Source organism: Novosphingobium sp. KN65.2 (genome assembly GCF_001368935.1).
Classification (GTDB): domain Bacteria; phylum Pseudomonadota; class Alphaproteobacteria; order Sphingomonadales; family Sphingomonadaceae; genus Novosphingobium; species Novosphingobium mathurense.
Window position 1 is genome coordinate 48,277 of sequence record NZ_CCBH010000013.1, and the last position, 13,558, is coordinate 61,834.

General features: G+C 65.1%; 11 protein-coding genes and 1 tRNA gene. All 12 read left to right on the plus strand.

What is annotated here, in order from left to right; translation table 11 throughout:
- Positions 1-39 precede the first annotated feature (39 nt).
- The 12 genes from ftsZ to SPHV1_RS00935 all read left to right on the plus strand — a co-directional run bounded on the left by ftsZ (position 40) and on the right by SPHV1_RS00935 (position 13,479).
- Positions 40-1,587: a cell division protein FtsZ gene (gene ftsZ / locus SPHV1_RS00880; RefSeq protein WP_054944263.1), complete on the plus strand. Its 1,548-nt coding sequence runs from the start codon at positions 40-42 to the stop codon at positions 1,585-1,587.
- Positions 1,588-1,786: 199 nt separating this feature from the next.
- Positions 1,787-3,667 (plus strand): sporulation protein SsgA, encoded by a 1,881-nt coding sequence (locus SPHV1_RS00885; protein WP_054944264.1) that lies wholly within the window; start codon positions 1,787-1,789, stop codon positions 3,665-3,667.
- Positions 3,668-3,863: 196 nt separating this feature from the next.
- Positions 3,864-4,382, plus strand: a complete 519-nt coding sequence (locus SPHV1_RS00890; protein WP_079731082.1) for a YbjN domain-containing protein — start codon at positions 3,864-3,866, stop codon at positions 4,380-4,382.
- Between the two features lie 120 nt (positions 4,383-4,502).
- Complete coding sequence (locus tag SPHV1_RS00895) at positions 4,503-5,324, plus strand: pyrroline-5-carboxylate reductase (RefSeq protein ID WP_054944266.1); 822 nt, start codon at positions 4,503-4,505, stop codon at positions 5,322-5,324.
- Positions 5,325-5,469: 145 nt separating this feature from the next.
- On the plus strand, positions 5,470-6,210 hold the full coding sequence (locus SPHV1_RS00900; protein ID WP_054944267.1) for a Bax inhibitor-1/YccA family protein: 741 nt from the start codon (positions 5,470-5,472) through the stop codon (positions 6,208-6,210).
- 171 nt (positions 6,211-6,381) lie between these two features.
- Complete coding sequence (locus tag SPHV1_RS00905; RefSeq protein WP_054944275.1) at positions 6,382-7,104, plus strand: hypothetical protein; 723 nt, start codon at positions 6,382-6,384, stop codon at positions 7,102-7,104.
- Positions 7,105-7,234: 130 nt separating this feature from the next.
- Positions 7,235-7,310: transfer RNA gene (locus SPHV1_RS00910), tRNA-Ala, on the plus strand.
- 168 nt (positions 7,311-7,478) lie between these two features.
- Positions 7,479-8,534 (plus strand): GTPase ObgE, encoded by a 1,056-nt coding sequence (gene obgE, locus SPHV1_RS00915; protein ID WP_054944268.1) that lies wholly within the window; start codon positions 7,479-7,481, stop codon positions 8,532-8,534.
- A gap of 11 nt (positions 8,535-8,545) precedes the next feature.
- Positions 8,546-9,028, plus strand: a complete 483-nt coding sequence (locus SPHV1_RS00920) for a GNAT family N-acetyltransferase (RefSeq protein WP_054944269.1) — start codon at positions 8,546-8,548, stop codon at positions 9,026-9,028.
- A gap of 106 nt (positions 9,029-9,134) precedes the next feature.
- Positions 9,135-10,265: a glutamate 5-kinase gene (gene proB / locus SPHV1_RS00925; RefSeq protein WP_054944270.1), complete on the plus strand. Its 1,131-nt coding sequence runs from the start codon at positions 9,135-9,137 to the stop codon at positions 10,263-10,265.
- A complete protein-coding gene (locus SPHV1_RS00930; RefSeq protein WP_054944271.1) occupies positions 10,262-11,197 on the plus strand; it encodes an NAD(P)-dependent oxidoreductase in 936 nt (311 codons plus the stop codon). The genes proB and SPHV1_RS00930 overlap by 4 nt, the downstream gene beginning before the upstream one ends.
- A 431-nt stretch (positions 11,198-11,628) precedes the next feature.
- On the plus strand, positions 11,629-13,479 hold the full coding sequence (locus SPHV1_RS00935) for a methyl-accepting chemotaxis protein (protein WP_054944272.1): 1,851 nt from the start codon (positions 11,629-11,631) through the stop codon (positions 13,477-13,479).
- Positions 13,480-13,558: the final 79 nt, after the last annotated feature.

Below are 13,558 nucleotides of genomic sequence, written 5' to 3' on the forward strand. Positions count from 1 at the left end.
AAAGTGATTTCTTCGCGCACGTGCCTGCAGGAGAGCTAAATGAGCATTAACATCGGACCGCCAGCGATTGACGAACTTCGCCCGCGGATTGTCGTGATCGGCGTCGGCGGTGCCGGCGGTAACGCTATTGCCAACATGATCGAGGCCCAGATCGAGGGTGTCGACTTCGTGGTGGCCAATACCGACGCGCAGGCCCTCAACAATTCCATCGCCGAAACCCGCGTGCAGCTGGGGCCGGACATCACCCAGGGCCTCGGTGCCGGTTCGCGTCCCGAAGTGGGCCGTGCCGCTGCCGAGGAGACGCTCGAGGAAATCGACCGTCTGCTGGACGGCGTCCACATGGTCTTCATCGCGGCGGGCATGGGCGGTGGCACAGGCACGGGTGCCGCTCCGATCATCGCGCAGGCCGCGCGTGAAAAGGGCGTCCTGACTGTCGGCGTCGTGACCAAGCCCTTCATGTTCGAAGGCACGCGTCGCATGCGTTCGGCCGAAGCGGGCATCGAAGAGCTGCAGAAGCACGTCGATACGCTGATCGTCATCCCGAACCAGAACCTGTTCCTCGTCGCCAAGGCGGAGACGACCTTCAAGGAAGCGTTCTCGCTTGCCGACGAAGTGCTGCAGCAGGGCGTGCGTTCGATCACCGACCTGATGGTCATGCCCGGCCTGATCAACCTCGACTTCGCCGACGTGCGTTCGGTCATGGGCGAGATGGGCAAGGCGATGATGGGCACGGGCGAGGGCGAAGGCCCGAACCGTGCGCTCGAGGCGGCCGAACAGGCGATCGCCAACCCGCTGCTCGACGGCGTGTCGATGCAGGGCGCCAAGGGCGTCATCATCTCGATCATCGGCGGCGACGACATGAAGCTGCTCGAAGTCGACGAAGCGGCCAACCACATCCGTGAACTGGTCGATCCCGATGCCAACATCATCTGGGGTTCGGCGTTCAACCCGGACCTGCAGGGCAAGATCCGCGTCTCGGTCGTTGCTACCGGCATCGAGCAGACCGCCGAGCAGGCCGAAGTGGCTTCTCGCCCGATGAGCCTTGGCGCCTCGCGCGGCCCGGTCCGTCCGGCCGTTGCCCGCCCGGTTGCCGTCGAAACGCCCAGCGAGCCGGAGCCGCTTGAATTGAGCGCGCCCGAGCCGGCGCCTGCGCCGCAGGTCGAACCGGTCGCCTCCGCTCCCGCGCCGCAGTCGTTCGACGAGCTCGAACTTGGCGCGAGCGAAGAGATCGAGGGCGCTGACGAGCAGCAGGAAGCCGCTTCGGGCAGCTATGCCAGCCTTTCCGGACTGCGCACGCCGCGCAAGGAGCCGCTGGACCTCGGTGCTGAAGCCGAAGCTTCGGAACCGGCGCGCAACCAGGACGAGCTGATGCTCGATGGCGGACAGGCCGCTCCGGCGCCTTCCCCCACGCCGATCCCGCGTCGCCCCGCACCGGCGCAGCCGGCTGCCGGCGGTGGCAGCACCCTGTTCGAGCGCATGACCAGCCTGTCCCGGCCCAAGCCGGCAGCCAGCGCGCAGTCGGATGAGGATGAGGACAGCGCCTCGATCAGCATCCCGCGCTTCCTTGGGCGCCAGAACAACCAGTAACGGTACAAGGCCAGAGGCGGTGACTGCAGTTGCCGCCTCTGCTTCTTGTGGCATCCCCGGCACCGTCTGCCGCGCTGCATGATTGCGTCGGCGGCCCGTTCGCTGCAGGTTCATCGACCGGGCGGCATGGGGGAGCCCGGCAATTCATTTGACGGCGTGCGCGTGCGATGGTCGCCGTTGCGATAGAGGTTTCTGAATCTTGCGGTTTGAGCTGAGGGTTTCGCGGTTCCTGGCAGGCGTAGGCCTCGCTGCCGTTTCGTTCGTCCCTGCCGCCGCATCGGCCCAGAGTGCCCCGGTCGTCTCGCGGCCTATCGTGCAGGCGATTCCCAGTGTCGATCCGCAGAAGCTCAGCGATGCCCTGACGCGGCTCGGGCGTGATCCGCGCGACGTCAATGCGCTGATGGACGCTGCGGATGCTGCGCGTGCCCTTGGCGACTATGACGCCTCGATCGGCTTCTATCGCCGCGCCGAAGACCTTTCTCCCAACAATGCGCGAATCAAGTCGGGCTTGGCCAAAGCGCTGGTGCTGAGCGGCGATCCGGTTGCGGCGATTCCCGTTTTTGCCGAGGCCGAACGGGCAGGGGCCAGGGCCAGTGAGATCGCTTCTGACCGCGGCCTGGCCTTCGACCTTGTCGGCGACAATGCAACCGCCCAGCGTTACTACATCGGTGCGCTCGACGGTTCGGGCGATGACGAGGCGCGCATGCGCTATGCCGTCAGTCAGGCCATCGCGGGCGATGTCGAGGCGGCGCAACAGACTCTGCTGCCCCTGCTGCGCAAGCAGGACAAGCCGGGCTGGCGAACGCGCGCTTTCACGCTGGCCATCGTGGGTGACACCAAGGAAGCGGTCGATCTGGCGAACCGGATCCTGCCTGCCCCGCTGGCCCAGAACGTGGCGCCCTATTTGCGCTACATGCCGCGCCTGACCAAGGCGCAGCAGGCTGCTGCGGCCAACCTCGGCAAGTTCCCCAAGGCATCGGAAATCGGCCGCGACGATCCACGCATCGCTTCCTACAAGCCCGTGCAACTGGCGGCCGCGCTGCCCTCCAGCGCTGCCAATACGCAGTCGTCGGCATCCGGCAAGCCTTCGGACAAGGCGAGCCGGCAGAAGGCAGTCAAGGCGCAGGCCGAACAGGCGAGGCGTGAGGCAGAAGTCACCGAGAACCGTCGCAAGGCCGCGCTGGCCTCGGCTTCGGCGGACCGCGTTGCGCCGCCCGATCCCAAGCCTGCGATCGAGCGGAATGCAGGAGAGCTGCCTCCGCGCGATGCCAATGGCGAACTGCCGCCGGTGAACGCCAGCTCTGCGCGACAGGCGGCTGCTGCCGCAAGTATGGCTCAGGCCGCGCCGACACCTACGCCGGCACCTTCGCGCCCGATGGCGCCCACGCCCATGCCCACGCCGTCAACGCGTCCGGTGCCAACCTCTGTCGCCGTGGCCGCTACGCCTGCTTCCCAGGCGCCCGCAAGGCCGTCTGCTCCGGCTTCCGGCGGTTTCGATCTGGCGCGTATCGGCGGTTCGGCATCGGCGATGACGCCTGTCAGGGCTCCCGATGCCCAGGTTTCGGCGGCTCCGGTTCAGGCCCCGGTGTCCACGCCCGTTGCGGAGGCGCCACCCGAGCCCGGGCCGAACCAGCTTTCGCTCAGCGACATCTTTGCCGACCTCGGCAAGCCGACGACGCAGGCAATGCCGGCGTCCGGTGCAGTCGACATCCGCAAGATCGTTCCGGCCAAGCCCAAGCCGAAGGAAGAACCCAAGCCCGCTCCCAAGCCGGAGAAACCGGCTCCGCCGCCGCCACCCGCGCATCCGAGCCGGATCTGGGTGCAGATCGGCGTGGGCCGCGACAAGGGAGCCATCGCCTTCGACTGGCGTCGGCACCTGCGTGAGACCCCGGCGCTGTTCAAGGGGCGAAAGCCCTATGTCAGCGAGATGGGCCGGACCAATCGCATCCTCGTCGGGCCGTTCGAGACGAGCAAGGCGGCGAACGAGTTTGCCGCCGAAGTGCGCAAGGCCGATGTTGCGAACGCCTTGCCCTGGACCAGCCCGGCAGGTCAGGTCGTGGACGAATTGCCGACCAAATGACGGTGTCCAGCGCAAACTAAACACCGATCAGGCGTAGTAAACTTCCTGATGGCTGGTGGCTGCGGTTAATCTTTGGTTTAGTCTTATCCACATCCTGTAAACAGGCTTGTGCAGTTTTGCGCAGGCGTTTCGGTCTCCTGCATTGTGCTGCCCCGGGCAAGCAAGACATCCATGCTCCAGATATCTCGGAGGATGAATGTCAGGATTTATGAGAACGGTGCAGGACGAGATGGCCAGCGAGGACGATGCCGCTCCGGTGGAGATGCTCGCCTGCCTTTTCGAAGCCCGCGACTGGCCATTCGAACACACGTCCGACGACGAGATCTCGGCGGAAGTGAAGGGAAGCTGGGCGACCTACCAGATCCAGGCAGTCTGGCGGCGCGAGGACCGGGTGCTCCAGCTCCTGTGCCTGCCCGACATCCGCGTCACCGATGCCAAGCGCCCGGCGGTTTACGAAGCGCTGGCGATGATCAACGAACAGCTCTGGGTCGGCCATTTCGATGTCTGGTCCAACGGCAGCGTGGTTCTCTATCGCCATGGTCTGATGCTGGGCGAAGATGGCCTGCTCGGCCCCGGTCAGGCGCAGATGGTAGTCGAGGCGGCGATCGAGGAATGCGATCGCTTCTACCCGGTCTTCCAGTTCATCCTGTGGGGCGACAAGACCCCCTCCGAAGCGCTCTCGGCAGCGCTCGTCGATGCGGCCGGAGAAGCCTGACGCTGTTGTAAGAGCGGAGCGGGCTGGTCCGGCTGAAAACCGCGCTTTGGGCCTTGGCAGGCGAGGGCGGCGCGCCTAATTGGGGCGGCAATTCAAGCCGTTCCCCCAACAGGAGAAGACATGGACCGCTTTCAGAACATCCTGCTCGTAGGCTGTGGCAACATGGCTGGTGCCATGCTCGACGGATGGCTGGCAGGCGGTATCCCGGCCTCGTGTTTCACGGTCGTCGACCCCTATCGCAAGGCCGTTCCGGAGGGCGTGACCCTGCTGCGCGAACTGCCCGAAGAGCGCTTCGATGCCATAATGCTGGGCGTGAAGCCGCAGGGCCTTGACGATCTCGCGCCGTCGCTGGCGCCGCTGGTTGGCGCTGAAACGGTGCTTTTCTCGATCCTTGCCGGCGTCGAGTTCGACAGCCTTGCCGCCCGCTTCCCCGAAGCAGGCGCTGTTGTGCGGATCATGCCGAACCTTGCTGCGGCCATCGGCAAGTCGCCGATCGCCCTCGATTCCCGCGGACTCGACGATCAGGGCCGCGGGGCCGTGACGGCACTCATGCAGCCGCTCGGCACACCGGAATGGCTGGCCGGTGAAGAGCTGTTCGATGCCGTGACGGCGCTAGCCGGCTGCGGTCCCGCCTTTGTCTATCGCTTCATCGATTCCCTCGCGGCAGGGGCGACGGCCCTCGGCCTCGACGCCGGACAGTCCCAGCGCCTCGCAATCGCCATGGTCGAGGGCGCCGCACAACTTGCCGCCGGGCAGGCCGCGGCTCAGCCGCCGGTCTCGCCGGGCGAACTGGCCGACAAGGTCGCGAGCCCGGGCGGTTCGACCCGTGCCGGCATGAACGTGCTCGATGCGGACCACGCGCTGGCCAAGGTGATTGCCGCGGCCATGGAAGCATCGCGCGATCGCAATGCCGAAATGGCGGCCGAAGCGCGCAAGGCTTGAGTGACGCCGGGGCGTTCGCCCCGGTTGGTTACACTTTGACACAATCCGCGACGTCCGGTTTTTCTTGAATATTGGGCTGCGCGCGCCGATATTCATTGTGTAACCGGCCACGGCATTGTGCGCGCGCCGGGAAAGGGAGTTAGAAATGGCGAATTGGAACGACCCCCAGCCCCGCTCGGGCTTCGGTGCGTCTCCGAGCCTTGACGGACGCACGGCTGGCCAGGCCACCTTTGACATGGGCCTGCGCCGTCACATGCTTTCGATCTACAACTACATGGCTTCCGGCGTTCTGCTGTCGGGGATCGTGGCGATGCTCTTCGCGTCGTCCGGCATGGCCGTGCAATTGCTGTCGAGCCCGCTCAAGTGGGTAGTCATGCTGGCACCGCTCGGCTTCGTCCTGGCCATGAACTTCGGCGTGAACCGGATGAAAACCTCGACGCTGCAGATGCTCTACTGGGGCTTCTGCGTTGTCATGGGTCTGTCGCTCTCGGCGATCTTCCTGGTCTTCACCGCCAGCTCGATCGCGACGACGTTCTTCGCGACCGCGGCTGCCTTCGCTGGTCTCAGCCTCTTCGGCTATACCACGAAGAAGGATCTTTCGGGCTTCGGCACGTTCCTGATCATGGGCGTGGTTGGCATCCTCGTTGCGATGGTGATCAACCTGTTCGTCGGGTCGACGGTGCTGCAGCTTGCGATCTCGATCCTCGGCGTGCTGATCTTCGCCGGCCTGACTGCCTACGACACCCAGATGCTGAAGAACCAGTACTACCAACTGCGTGGTACGGAGTTCGTCGGCAAGGCGGTCGTCCTTGGCGCGCTGAGCCTTTACCTGGACTTCATCAACATGTTCCAGTTCCTGCTCTCGTTCCTCGGCCAGAGGGACTGATCGGGGCGGACATGGCGGCTCGTCCCGCTCGCGGGGCGAGTAATCCACAGTCCAGGCAGGCATTGCTATTATGCCCGGTGCGGTTCGTCGCACCGGGCATTTCTTTTGCCGCAAGGCGGAGATAGGATTCCGGCCGTTCTGATGGAGTGATACAGGGTGGAAAACCACAAGATGAAAGGGCTTGTTCGCCGCGCGCCGTTGCTGGCCGGCTCGGTCCTGGCCGTAACGATCGCAGTTCTTTCCGGCTGCTCGACCCCGCCACCGCCGCCGCCGCCGCCGCCGCCGGTTGTCGTGATCCCGCCCAAGCCGACGCCGCCGATGGGTGCACCCGAGAACATGACGGTCCCGGCTGCAGACGTGAACGGCGTGCGCCAGACGGTGAACTCGGGCATATCCACCTCGCAGGCGGTGTGGAACTTGCGTTCGGCCTACAACGTGGCGGCGCTCAACTGCGTGGAAGTGCAGTATCAGCCGATCCTCGACGGCTACAAGCGCTTCCTGAAGGTCTATGCCAAGCCGCTCAATGCCGCGAACCGCGAGATCGACCGCAGCTTCCAGACCCAGCACAAGGGGCGTGAGGCGATCAAGGCACGCGAGACCTACCAGACGCAGGTCTATAACTTCTTCTCGCTGCCGCCGGTCGATGCGAACTTCTGCCAGGCCGCGATGGACCTGACTGCGGAGCTGGAAACGGTCAATGCGGGCCAGTTCGAGACTTTCGCCTTCACCGGTCTTGCCAAGATGGAAGCGCCGTTCAAGTCGTTCTTCGACAGCTATGAGCAGTACAAGGCAGACCTTGCGGCATGGGAAGCGCGCTACGGCAAGGCCAACATCACCGTGCGTCCGACTTTCGAGCAGCAGGCGCAGGCAGCTTCGGGCGTGCTGCAGCAGTAACCTGATTGCAGGAATGCGCGAGGTGGGCTGAAAGTCCGCTTCGCGCATTTTTGCTCTTTCATGGGTGGGCTCTCTTCGCTAAGGGAGCCGCTCGCGTGGTGGCGAGTCCGCTACGTGCGATTGCTGGAACGGGGCCGTAGCTCAGCTGGGAGAGCGCGTCGTTCGCAATGACGAGGTCAGGGGTTCGATCCCCCTCGGCTCCACCAGTAATTGAAGTTTTTGCGCTGGTCCGGAATGCTTCCGGATCTCACCCGGTCGGGCGCGGCCGGGTTTTTTGTTTGAGTGCCGGATTGGCTTGGTCCATCACCGGCACTGTTCGGGCAGGGCTGGTCCTTGCGTGAACGGACCCACGAGCGAGACCGCCGGAAACCACGATGCATTTTCTCGACCAGGCCAAGATCTATATCCGTTCGGGCGCAGGCGGCCCGGGTGCGGTCAGCTTCCGTCGCGAGAAGTACGTTGAGTACGGCGGACCCGACGGCGGAAACGGCGGCAAGGGCGGCGACGTCATCTTCGAAGCGGTTGCCGGCCTCAACACACTGATCGACTTTCGCTATACCCAGCACTTCAAGGCCCCGCGCGGCGGCCACGGCATGGGCAAGAACCGCAATGGCGCGGCCGGCAAGGACCTGGTGATCAAGGTGCCGGTCGGCACGCAGATCCTTTCCGACGAGGACCGCGAAACGGTGCTGGCCGACCTGACCGAGGCGGGCCAGCGCGTGACCCTGCTCGAAGGCGGCATGGGCGGTCGCGGCAATGCCAGCTACAAGACCAGCACCAACCGCGCTCCGCGCCAGCACCAGCCGGGCATTCCGGCCGAGGAGCTGTGGGTTTGGCTGCGACTCAAGCTGCTGGCTGACGTTGGTCTCGTCGGCATGCCCAATGCCGGCAAGTCGACTTTCATCAACAAGCTGTCGAACACCAAGGCCAAGGTTGGCGACTACGCCTTCACCACGCTGCGCCCGCAGTTGGGCGTCGTGACCCACAAGCACCGCGAGTTCGTGCTGGCCGACATTCCGGGCCTGATCGCGGGCGCTGCCGATGGTGCGGGGATCGGCGACCGTTTCCTCGGCCACATCGAGCGCTGCCGCGTGCTCGTCCACCTCATCGACATTTCCAGCACCGACCCGGTCGAGGCGATGCAGGTCGTGGAAGAGGAGCTTGAGGCCTACGGCGGCGGCCTTGAGGACAAGCCGCGCCTGGTGGCGCTCAACAAGATCGATCTCGTCGATGACGAGCTGGCGCGGGAATATGCCAAGGAACTGCTCAAGGGCGGTGCCGACGAGGTGTTCCCGATTTCCGGCGCGACCGGCAAGGGCATGTCCAAGCTGCTCGACGCGGTGATCGAGTACCTGCCTGCCGCGACCGTCACCGAACGCCCTGAAGGCGAACGGGAAGACTCCGAGGACGAACCCTGGTCGCCGATCTGACAGATGCGCGCCTGACGCTCAGGCGCGCGACGCCGGGCGATGCGGATGCGATAGCGCAGATCATCCTGCCGATGATCGCTGCGGGCGAGACTTACGCGCTCGACCGGCACATGACGCGCGAGGCTGCCCTTGCCTGCTGGATGGGGTCGGATCGGCAGACTTTCGTTGCCGAGCAGGGCGGCGAAATCCTCGGGACCTATTACCTGCGCGCCAACCAGGCCGGCGGCGGCAGCCACGTCTGCAATTGCGGCTACGTGACGCGGGCCTCGGCAAGCGGCAGGGGCGTGGCGCGCCGGATGTGCGAACACTCGCTGGTCCAGGCACACGAGCAGGGATTCCGGGCGATGCAGTTCAATTTCGTGGTGAGCACCAATGTCCGTGCGGTGGGCCTGTGGCATTCGCTGGGGTTCGAGACGGTTGGCCGGCTGCCGCGCGCTTTCGCCCATCCGGAGCAGGGGCTGGTCGATGCCCTTGTGATGTATCGCGAAGTTTGAGGATGGGACTTTACTTCCATCCGTTGCTCAAACAGGACGATCCGCGTACCTGATTGCAAGCGGGCGCTTTTCAGGGCGCCGCAATTCTCCTAGAGGCTCGGCTCCGATGCCCATTTCCCGCCTGTTCGATCTTTCCGACAAGTCTCATGCGCCTCGCCTTGTTCTCAAGGTGGGGTCGGCGCTGCTCGTCGGGAAGGAAGGCGTCCGCCGCGAATGGCTGACCGGCCTCGTTGCCGAGATCGCCGCGGCCCGTGCGCGCGGCCAGCAGGTGATCGTCGTTTCTTCCGGCGCAATCGCGTTGGGCGCCGCGACGCTGGGTCTGGACAAGGGCGGTCGCGGCTCGCTCGCCGATGCGCAGGCTGCAGCTGCGGTCGGGCAGATCGCGCTTTCGGGACTATGGGCCGAACTGCTCGGTAGCCATGGGCTCACCGCCGCGCAGATGCTGTTGACGCTGGAGGACCTTGAGGATCGCCGGCGCTATCTCAATGTCACCGCGACGCTCACGCGCCTGCTCGATGCCGGGGCGGTGCCGGTGATCAACGAGAACGATTCGGTCGCCACCAATGAAATCCGCTTCGGTGACAACGACCGCCTCGCTGCCCGCGTTGCGCAGGCCGCGCAGGCAAGCGCGGTTCTGCTGCTGTCCGACATCGATGGCCTGTACGACCGGCATCCCAAGGAGCCGGGCGCGCGCATGATTCCGGTTGTCGAAGGCGTGACGGCCGAGGTCCACGCGATGGCCAGCGCGGAATCGAATTCCGGCATGGGTTCGGGGGGCATGATCTCGAAGTTGCAGGCTGCCGAGATCGCCGAACTGGCCGGGATCGCGCTCGTCATCGGCAATGGCCAGCATGACCGTCCGGTGGCCCGGATCGTCGACGAAGGCATCGGCACGCTGTTCCTTCCGCGGCGCAAGACCGGTGCGCGCAAGGCCTGGCTGGGCGGTCGTCTGCGTCTCAAGGGCAGCATCGTCGTCGACGACGGCGCGGCAGCGGCACTGCTGCGCGGATCGAGCCTGCTTGCCAAGGGCATCACAGGGGTGAGCGGCGCTTTCCTGCGCGGCGATCCGGTTGCGATCGAGGACGGGCAGGGCCGTGTCCTCGCCCACGGCCTGTCGGAATACGATGCGGCCGAGTGTGAGCAGATCCGCGGTCACCATTCCAGCGAGCAGGCCGATATTCTTGGCTATGCGCCCCGGTCCTCGGTCGTTCATCGTGACCAGCTGGTGCTGAAATGACGGTTACCGCATTCGAACAGCGCCCGCTGGTGGCGCTGACCGGGGCGACCGGATTCGTCGGGCAGGCCGTGCTCGATGCCGCGATCGCCGAGGGGTATGAAGTGGCGGCCCTGACCCGGCGCGAGCAGGAGCCGCGCCAGCATGTCCGCTGGATCAGGGGAGAACTGTCGGACACCGCTTCGCTTTCCGAATTGATGCGCGGCGCCGAGGCGACGATCCATGTCGCGGGTGTCGTCAATGCGCCCGATGCCGCCGGTTTCGAGGAAGGCAACGTCACCGGTACGCTGAACCTGATCGAGACGGTCGTTGCCAAGGGCATCCCCCGCTTCGTCTATGTCTCGTCGCTCAGTGCGCGCGAGCCCGGACTTTCCGCTTATGGCGCCTCCAAGGCGCGCGCGGAAAAGCTGGTCCGCGCAAGCCCGCTCGACTGGACCATCGTGCGTCCGCCGGCGATTTACGGGCCGCGCGACAGGGAAATGTTCGAGCTGTTCCGGGCAGCGCGCTGGGGCGTGATCCCGGTGCCGTCCGAGGGACGCGCTTCGATGATCCATGTGGAGGATCTTGCCCGCCTGCTCGTCGCGCTCGTACCCGGTGGTGAGCACGTGACGGGCAAGCTGTTCGAACCAGACGATGGCAGGCCTGACGGTTGGCAACACCACGAGATGGGGCTCGCCATAGGCTGGGCCATGGGCAAGCGCCCGCGCATCTGGGGCATGTCGCGGACAGCGCTGGACCGGGTGGCGAAGTTCGACCACTTCCTGCGCGGGACCAAGGCCAAGATGACGCCCGACCGTGCTGCCTATTTCAGCCATCCGGACTGGGTGGTCGGAAAGAAGGGGCGGGTTCCGGCTTCGATCTGGTCGCCGCGGATCGAAACGCGCGAGGGGCTCAAGGCGACCGCGCAATGGTATCGCGACAACAAGTGGCTCTGACCGCCTGAGCGGCCACAAGTTCGGTGAGGCAGGGCCTTGTCGGTACGCGTCGCTGGTGCGCGTCGATTCGCACAAGTCCGCTTTGCACGATGTCCTTTGTGCAAACTCTGTAAAAAATATTGCTGTTCGCAAGGCAGTCGCGGGCATCCGGGCGGGGATTCCGTTTATCCGGGGTTCAGCTGTTGGAGCGCGTCTCTATGGTGTCACTGCTCTCGGGAATCCTCGTATTCTCTGCCTTGCAGGTGAGTAAGTAGCCGGCACGGCACTGAAAAACCTCGCTTTGCCGGCGTGACGAATCTGAAATGCCTGATCCGGTCTAACCCCTAGTTTTGTGACAGCCCCATTTTCATGGGCCCCGGACTAGAGCCGAACGTGAGCTGTCCTCTCGAAGAGACAGCAAAGATCACGGGTCCACAGAAAGGGATTTAGGAATGGCGTTCGGTTCCGGGCCGGGTACGAGTTGGTTGCGCCGGCAATCGATCCACCGCAGGCTGACGATTCAATCGATCACGGCGGGCGTTCTCTCGCTCTGCCTCATCGCAACGATAGTGGTAGGATCGGGGCTTTCGCTCGCCACCAGCAAGAAAGACGACAAGACTTCCGAGCAGGCGCTTTCCGCGGCCCTCCTGGAAAAGGACTTTGCCTCGCTTGAACGCGACGTGTTCCGTCATGCTGCGATCGGCAGCGATGAGACGCGCAAGGATTGGGAAAGCAATGCCGAAGACCTGAAGACATCGATCAGGAACGCTCAGGCAAATCTTGAAGGCGAGGAAGCCAAGCACGCGGGTGACGTTGACGCAAAGGCCGAAGCCTATATCGACGCGGTTGCTGCGACTTTTGCAGCGGGCCCGCCGACCCCTGAGGGCCTCGATCGCATCGGCGCGCTGGGCAACGGCGTGGACGACGGGATCGAGCAGATTCGCGAGCCGGTCATCGTGCGTAGCGAATTGCTCAACGAAGAACAGCGCGCCGTCACGTTCTGGGTGTTGGTCATTTCCTCGCTCATCGCTTTCGGTGCCGGTCTGATCTCCTACCTGCTGGCCCGTGCGATCCGCACCAGCATCAGTGAGGAACTCGGCACAGTGCGCGATTCCATCGCCGAGATCGAAGCCGGTCGCCTCAACGGTCACATCGAGCATCTCGAGCGTCAGGACGAAATCGGCGAACTGGCCCGTGCGGCTGCCCGCCTGCGCGATACGGTCAAGGCCAAGGAACGCAGCGATGCAGAAGCGCGTGACATGATCAAGCATGTCGGCGACAACCTGGGGCGTCTCGCCAGCGGCGACCTGACCATCGAAGTGCCGGAACTGGGCGCGTCCTATGCCGCGCTGCGTGCGGACTTCAACAAGACGGTCGTACGCCTGCGCGAGGCGATGCAGTCGGTCTCGCGTTCGACCCATGCAATCCGCACCGGCTCGATGGAAATCAGCCAGGCTTCGGATGACCTGGCCCAGCGCACCGAGCATCATGCCAGCGAAATCGGTTCGGCCGCGGCTGCGGTCAGCGAACTGTCCCGTGCCCTGCAGGACACCGCGCAGAGCGCTGCCGAAGCCCATCGCGGCGTCGATGCCGCGGTCAACGAGGCGCGTCGCGGCGGCGAAGTCGTGGGTCAGGCGGTCGGCGCCATGGAGCAGATCGAGAAGTCGACGGCCGAGATCGGCAACATCATCGCCGTTATCGACTCGATTGCCTTCCAGACGAACCTTCTCGCCCTCAATGCGGGCGTCGAGGCTGCGCGCGCAGGCGATGCCGGCAAGGGCTTCGCGGTCGTCGCCAACGAGGTGCGCGGGCTGGCCCAGCGCTCTGCCGAGGCGGCCAAGGACGTGCGCACGCTGATCGAGACCAGCTCCTCACAGGTTGCGGTGGGCGTCGACATGGTGCGCCGTACCGGCGAGGCTCTCGACTCGATCATCGCGCGCATCGACAACACCACCGATGTCGTCACCCGGATCAGCAACGCTTCCTCCGAACAGTCGGAGAAGCTGCGCCAGACCAATGACACCATCGGCCAGATGGACGTCGTTACCCAGCAGAACGCGGCAATGGTCGAGGAATCGACCGCCGCCGCGCGCAGTCTGGCGACCGAGGCGGACAACCTGGCAGACCTCGTCGGCACGTTCCGTATCGGCGATGCCAGCGTGGTTTCGTTCAAGGCTTCGGAAAGCCGGTCGACGCCTTCGCGCGCTGCCGCTCCGGCACAGCGGCGGGCAAGCGCGCCGATGACGGTCGGCAACACTGCTGTCGCCCAGGTCGTCGACGACGCGGATTGGTCCGAATTCTAGGATTACGAGCGGTGGCCGGACACGGTCACCGCTCGGTCTCCTGCGCCCCCCCCCCCCGCCCCCCCCGCCGCGGCGCGCG

Excerpts from the sequence above, each read along its gene's own strand:
- SPHV1_RS00905 (WP_054944275.1), top strand. The coding sequence starts at position 6,382 with ATGAAAGGGCTTGTTCGCCGCGCGCCGTTGCTGGCCGGCTCGGTCCTG.
- obgE (WP_054944268.1), top strand. The coding sequence starts at position 7,479 with ATGCATTTTCTCGACCAGGCCAAGATCTATATCCGTTCGGGCGCAGGC.
- SPHV1_RS00890 (WP_079731082.1), top strand. The coding sequence starts at position 3,864 with ATGTCAGGATTTATGAGAACGGTGCAGGACGAGATGGCCAGCGAGGAC.
- SPHV1_RS00900 (WP_054944267.1), top strand. The coding sequence starts at position 5,470 with ATGGCGAATTGGAACGACCCCCAGCCCCGCTCGGGCTTCGGTGCGTCT.
- SPHV1_RS00935 (WP_054944272.1), top strand. The coding sequence starts at position 11,629 with ATGGCGTTCGGTTCCGGGCCGGGTACGAGTTGGTTGCGCCGGCAATCG.
- SPHV1_RS00930 (WP_054944271.1), top strand. The coding sequence starts at position 10,262 with ATGACGGTTACCGCATTCGAACAGCGCCCGCTGGTGGCGCTGACCGGG.
- proB (WP_054944270.1), top strand. The coding sequence starts at position 9,135 with ATGCCCATTTCCCGCCTGTTCGATCTTTCCGACAAGTCTCATGCGCCT.
- SPHV1_RS00895 (WP_054944266.1), top strand. The coding sequence starts at position 4,503 with ATGGACCGCTTTCAGAACATCCTGCTCGTAGGCTGTGGCAACATGGCT.
- ftsZ (WP_054944263.1), top strand. The coding sequence starts at position 40 with ATGAGCATTAACATCGGACCGCCAGCGATTGACGAACTTCGCCCGCGG.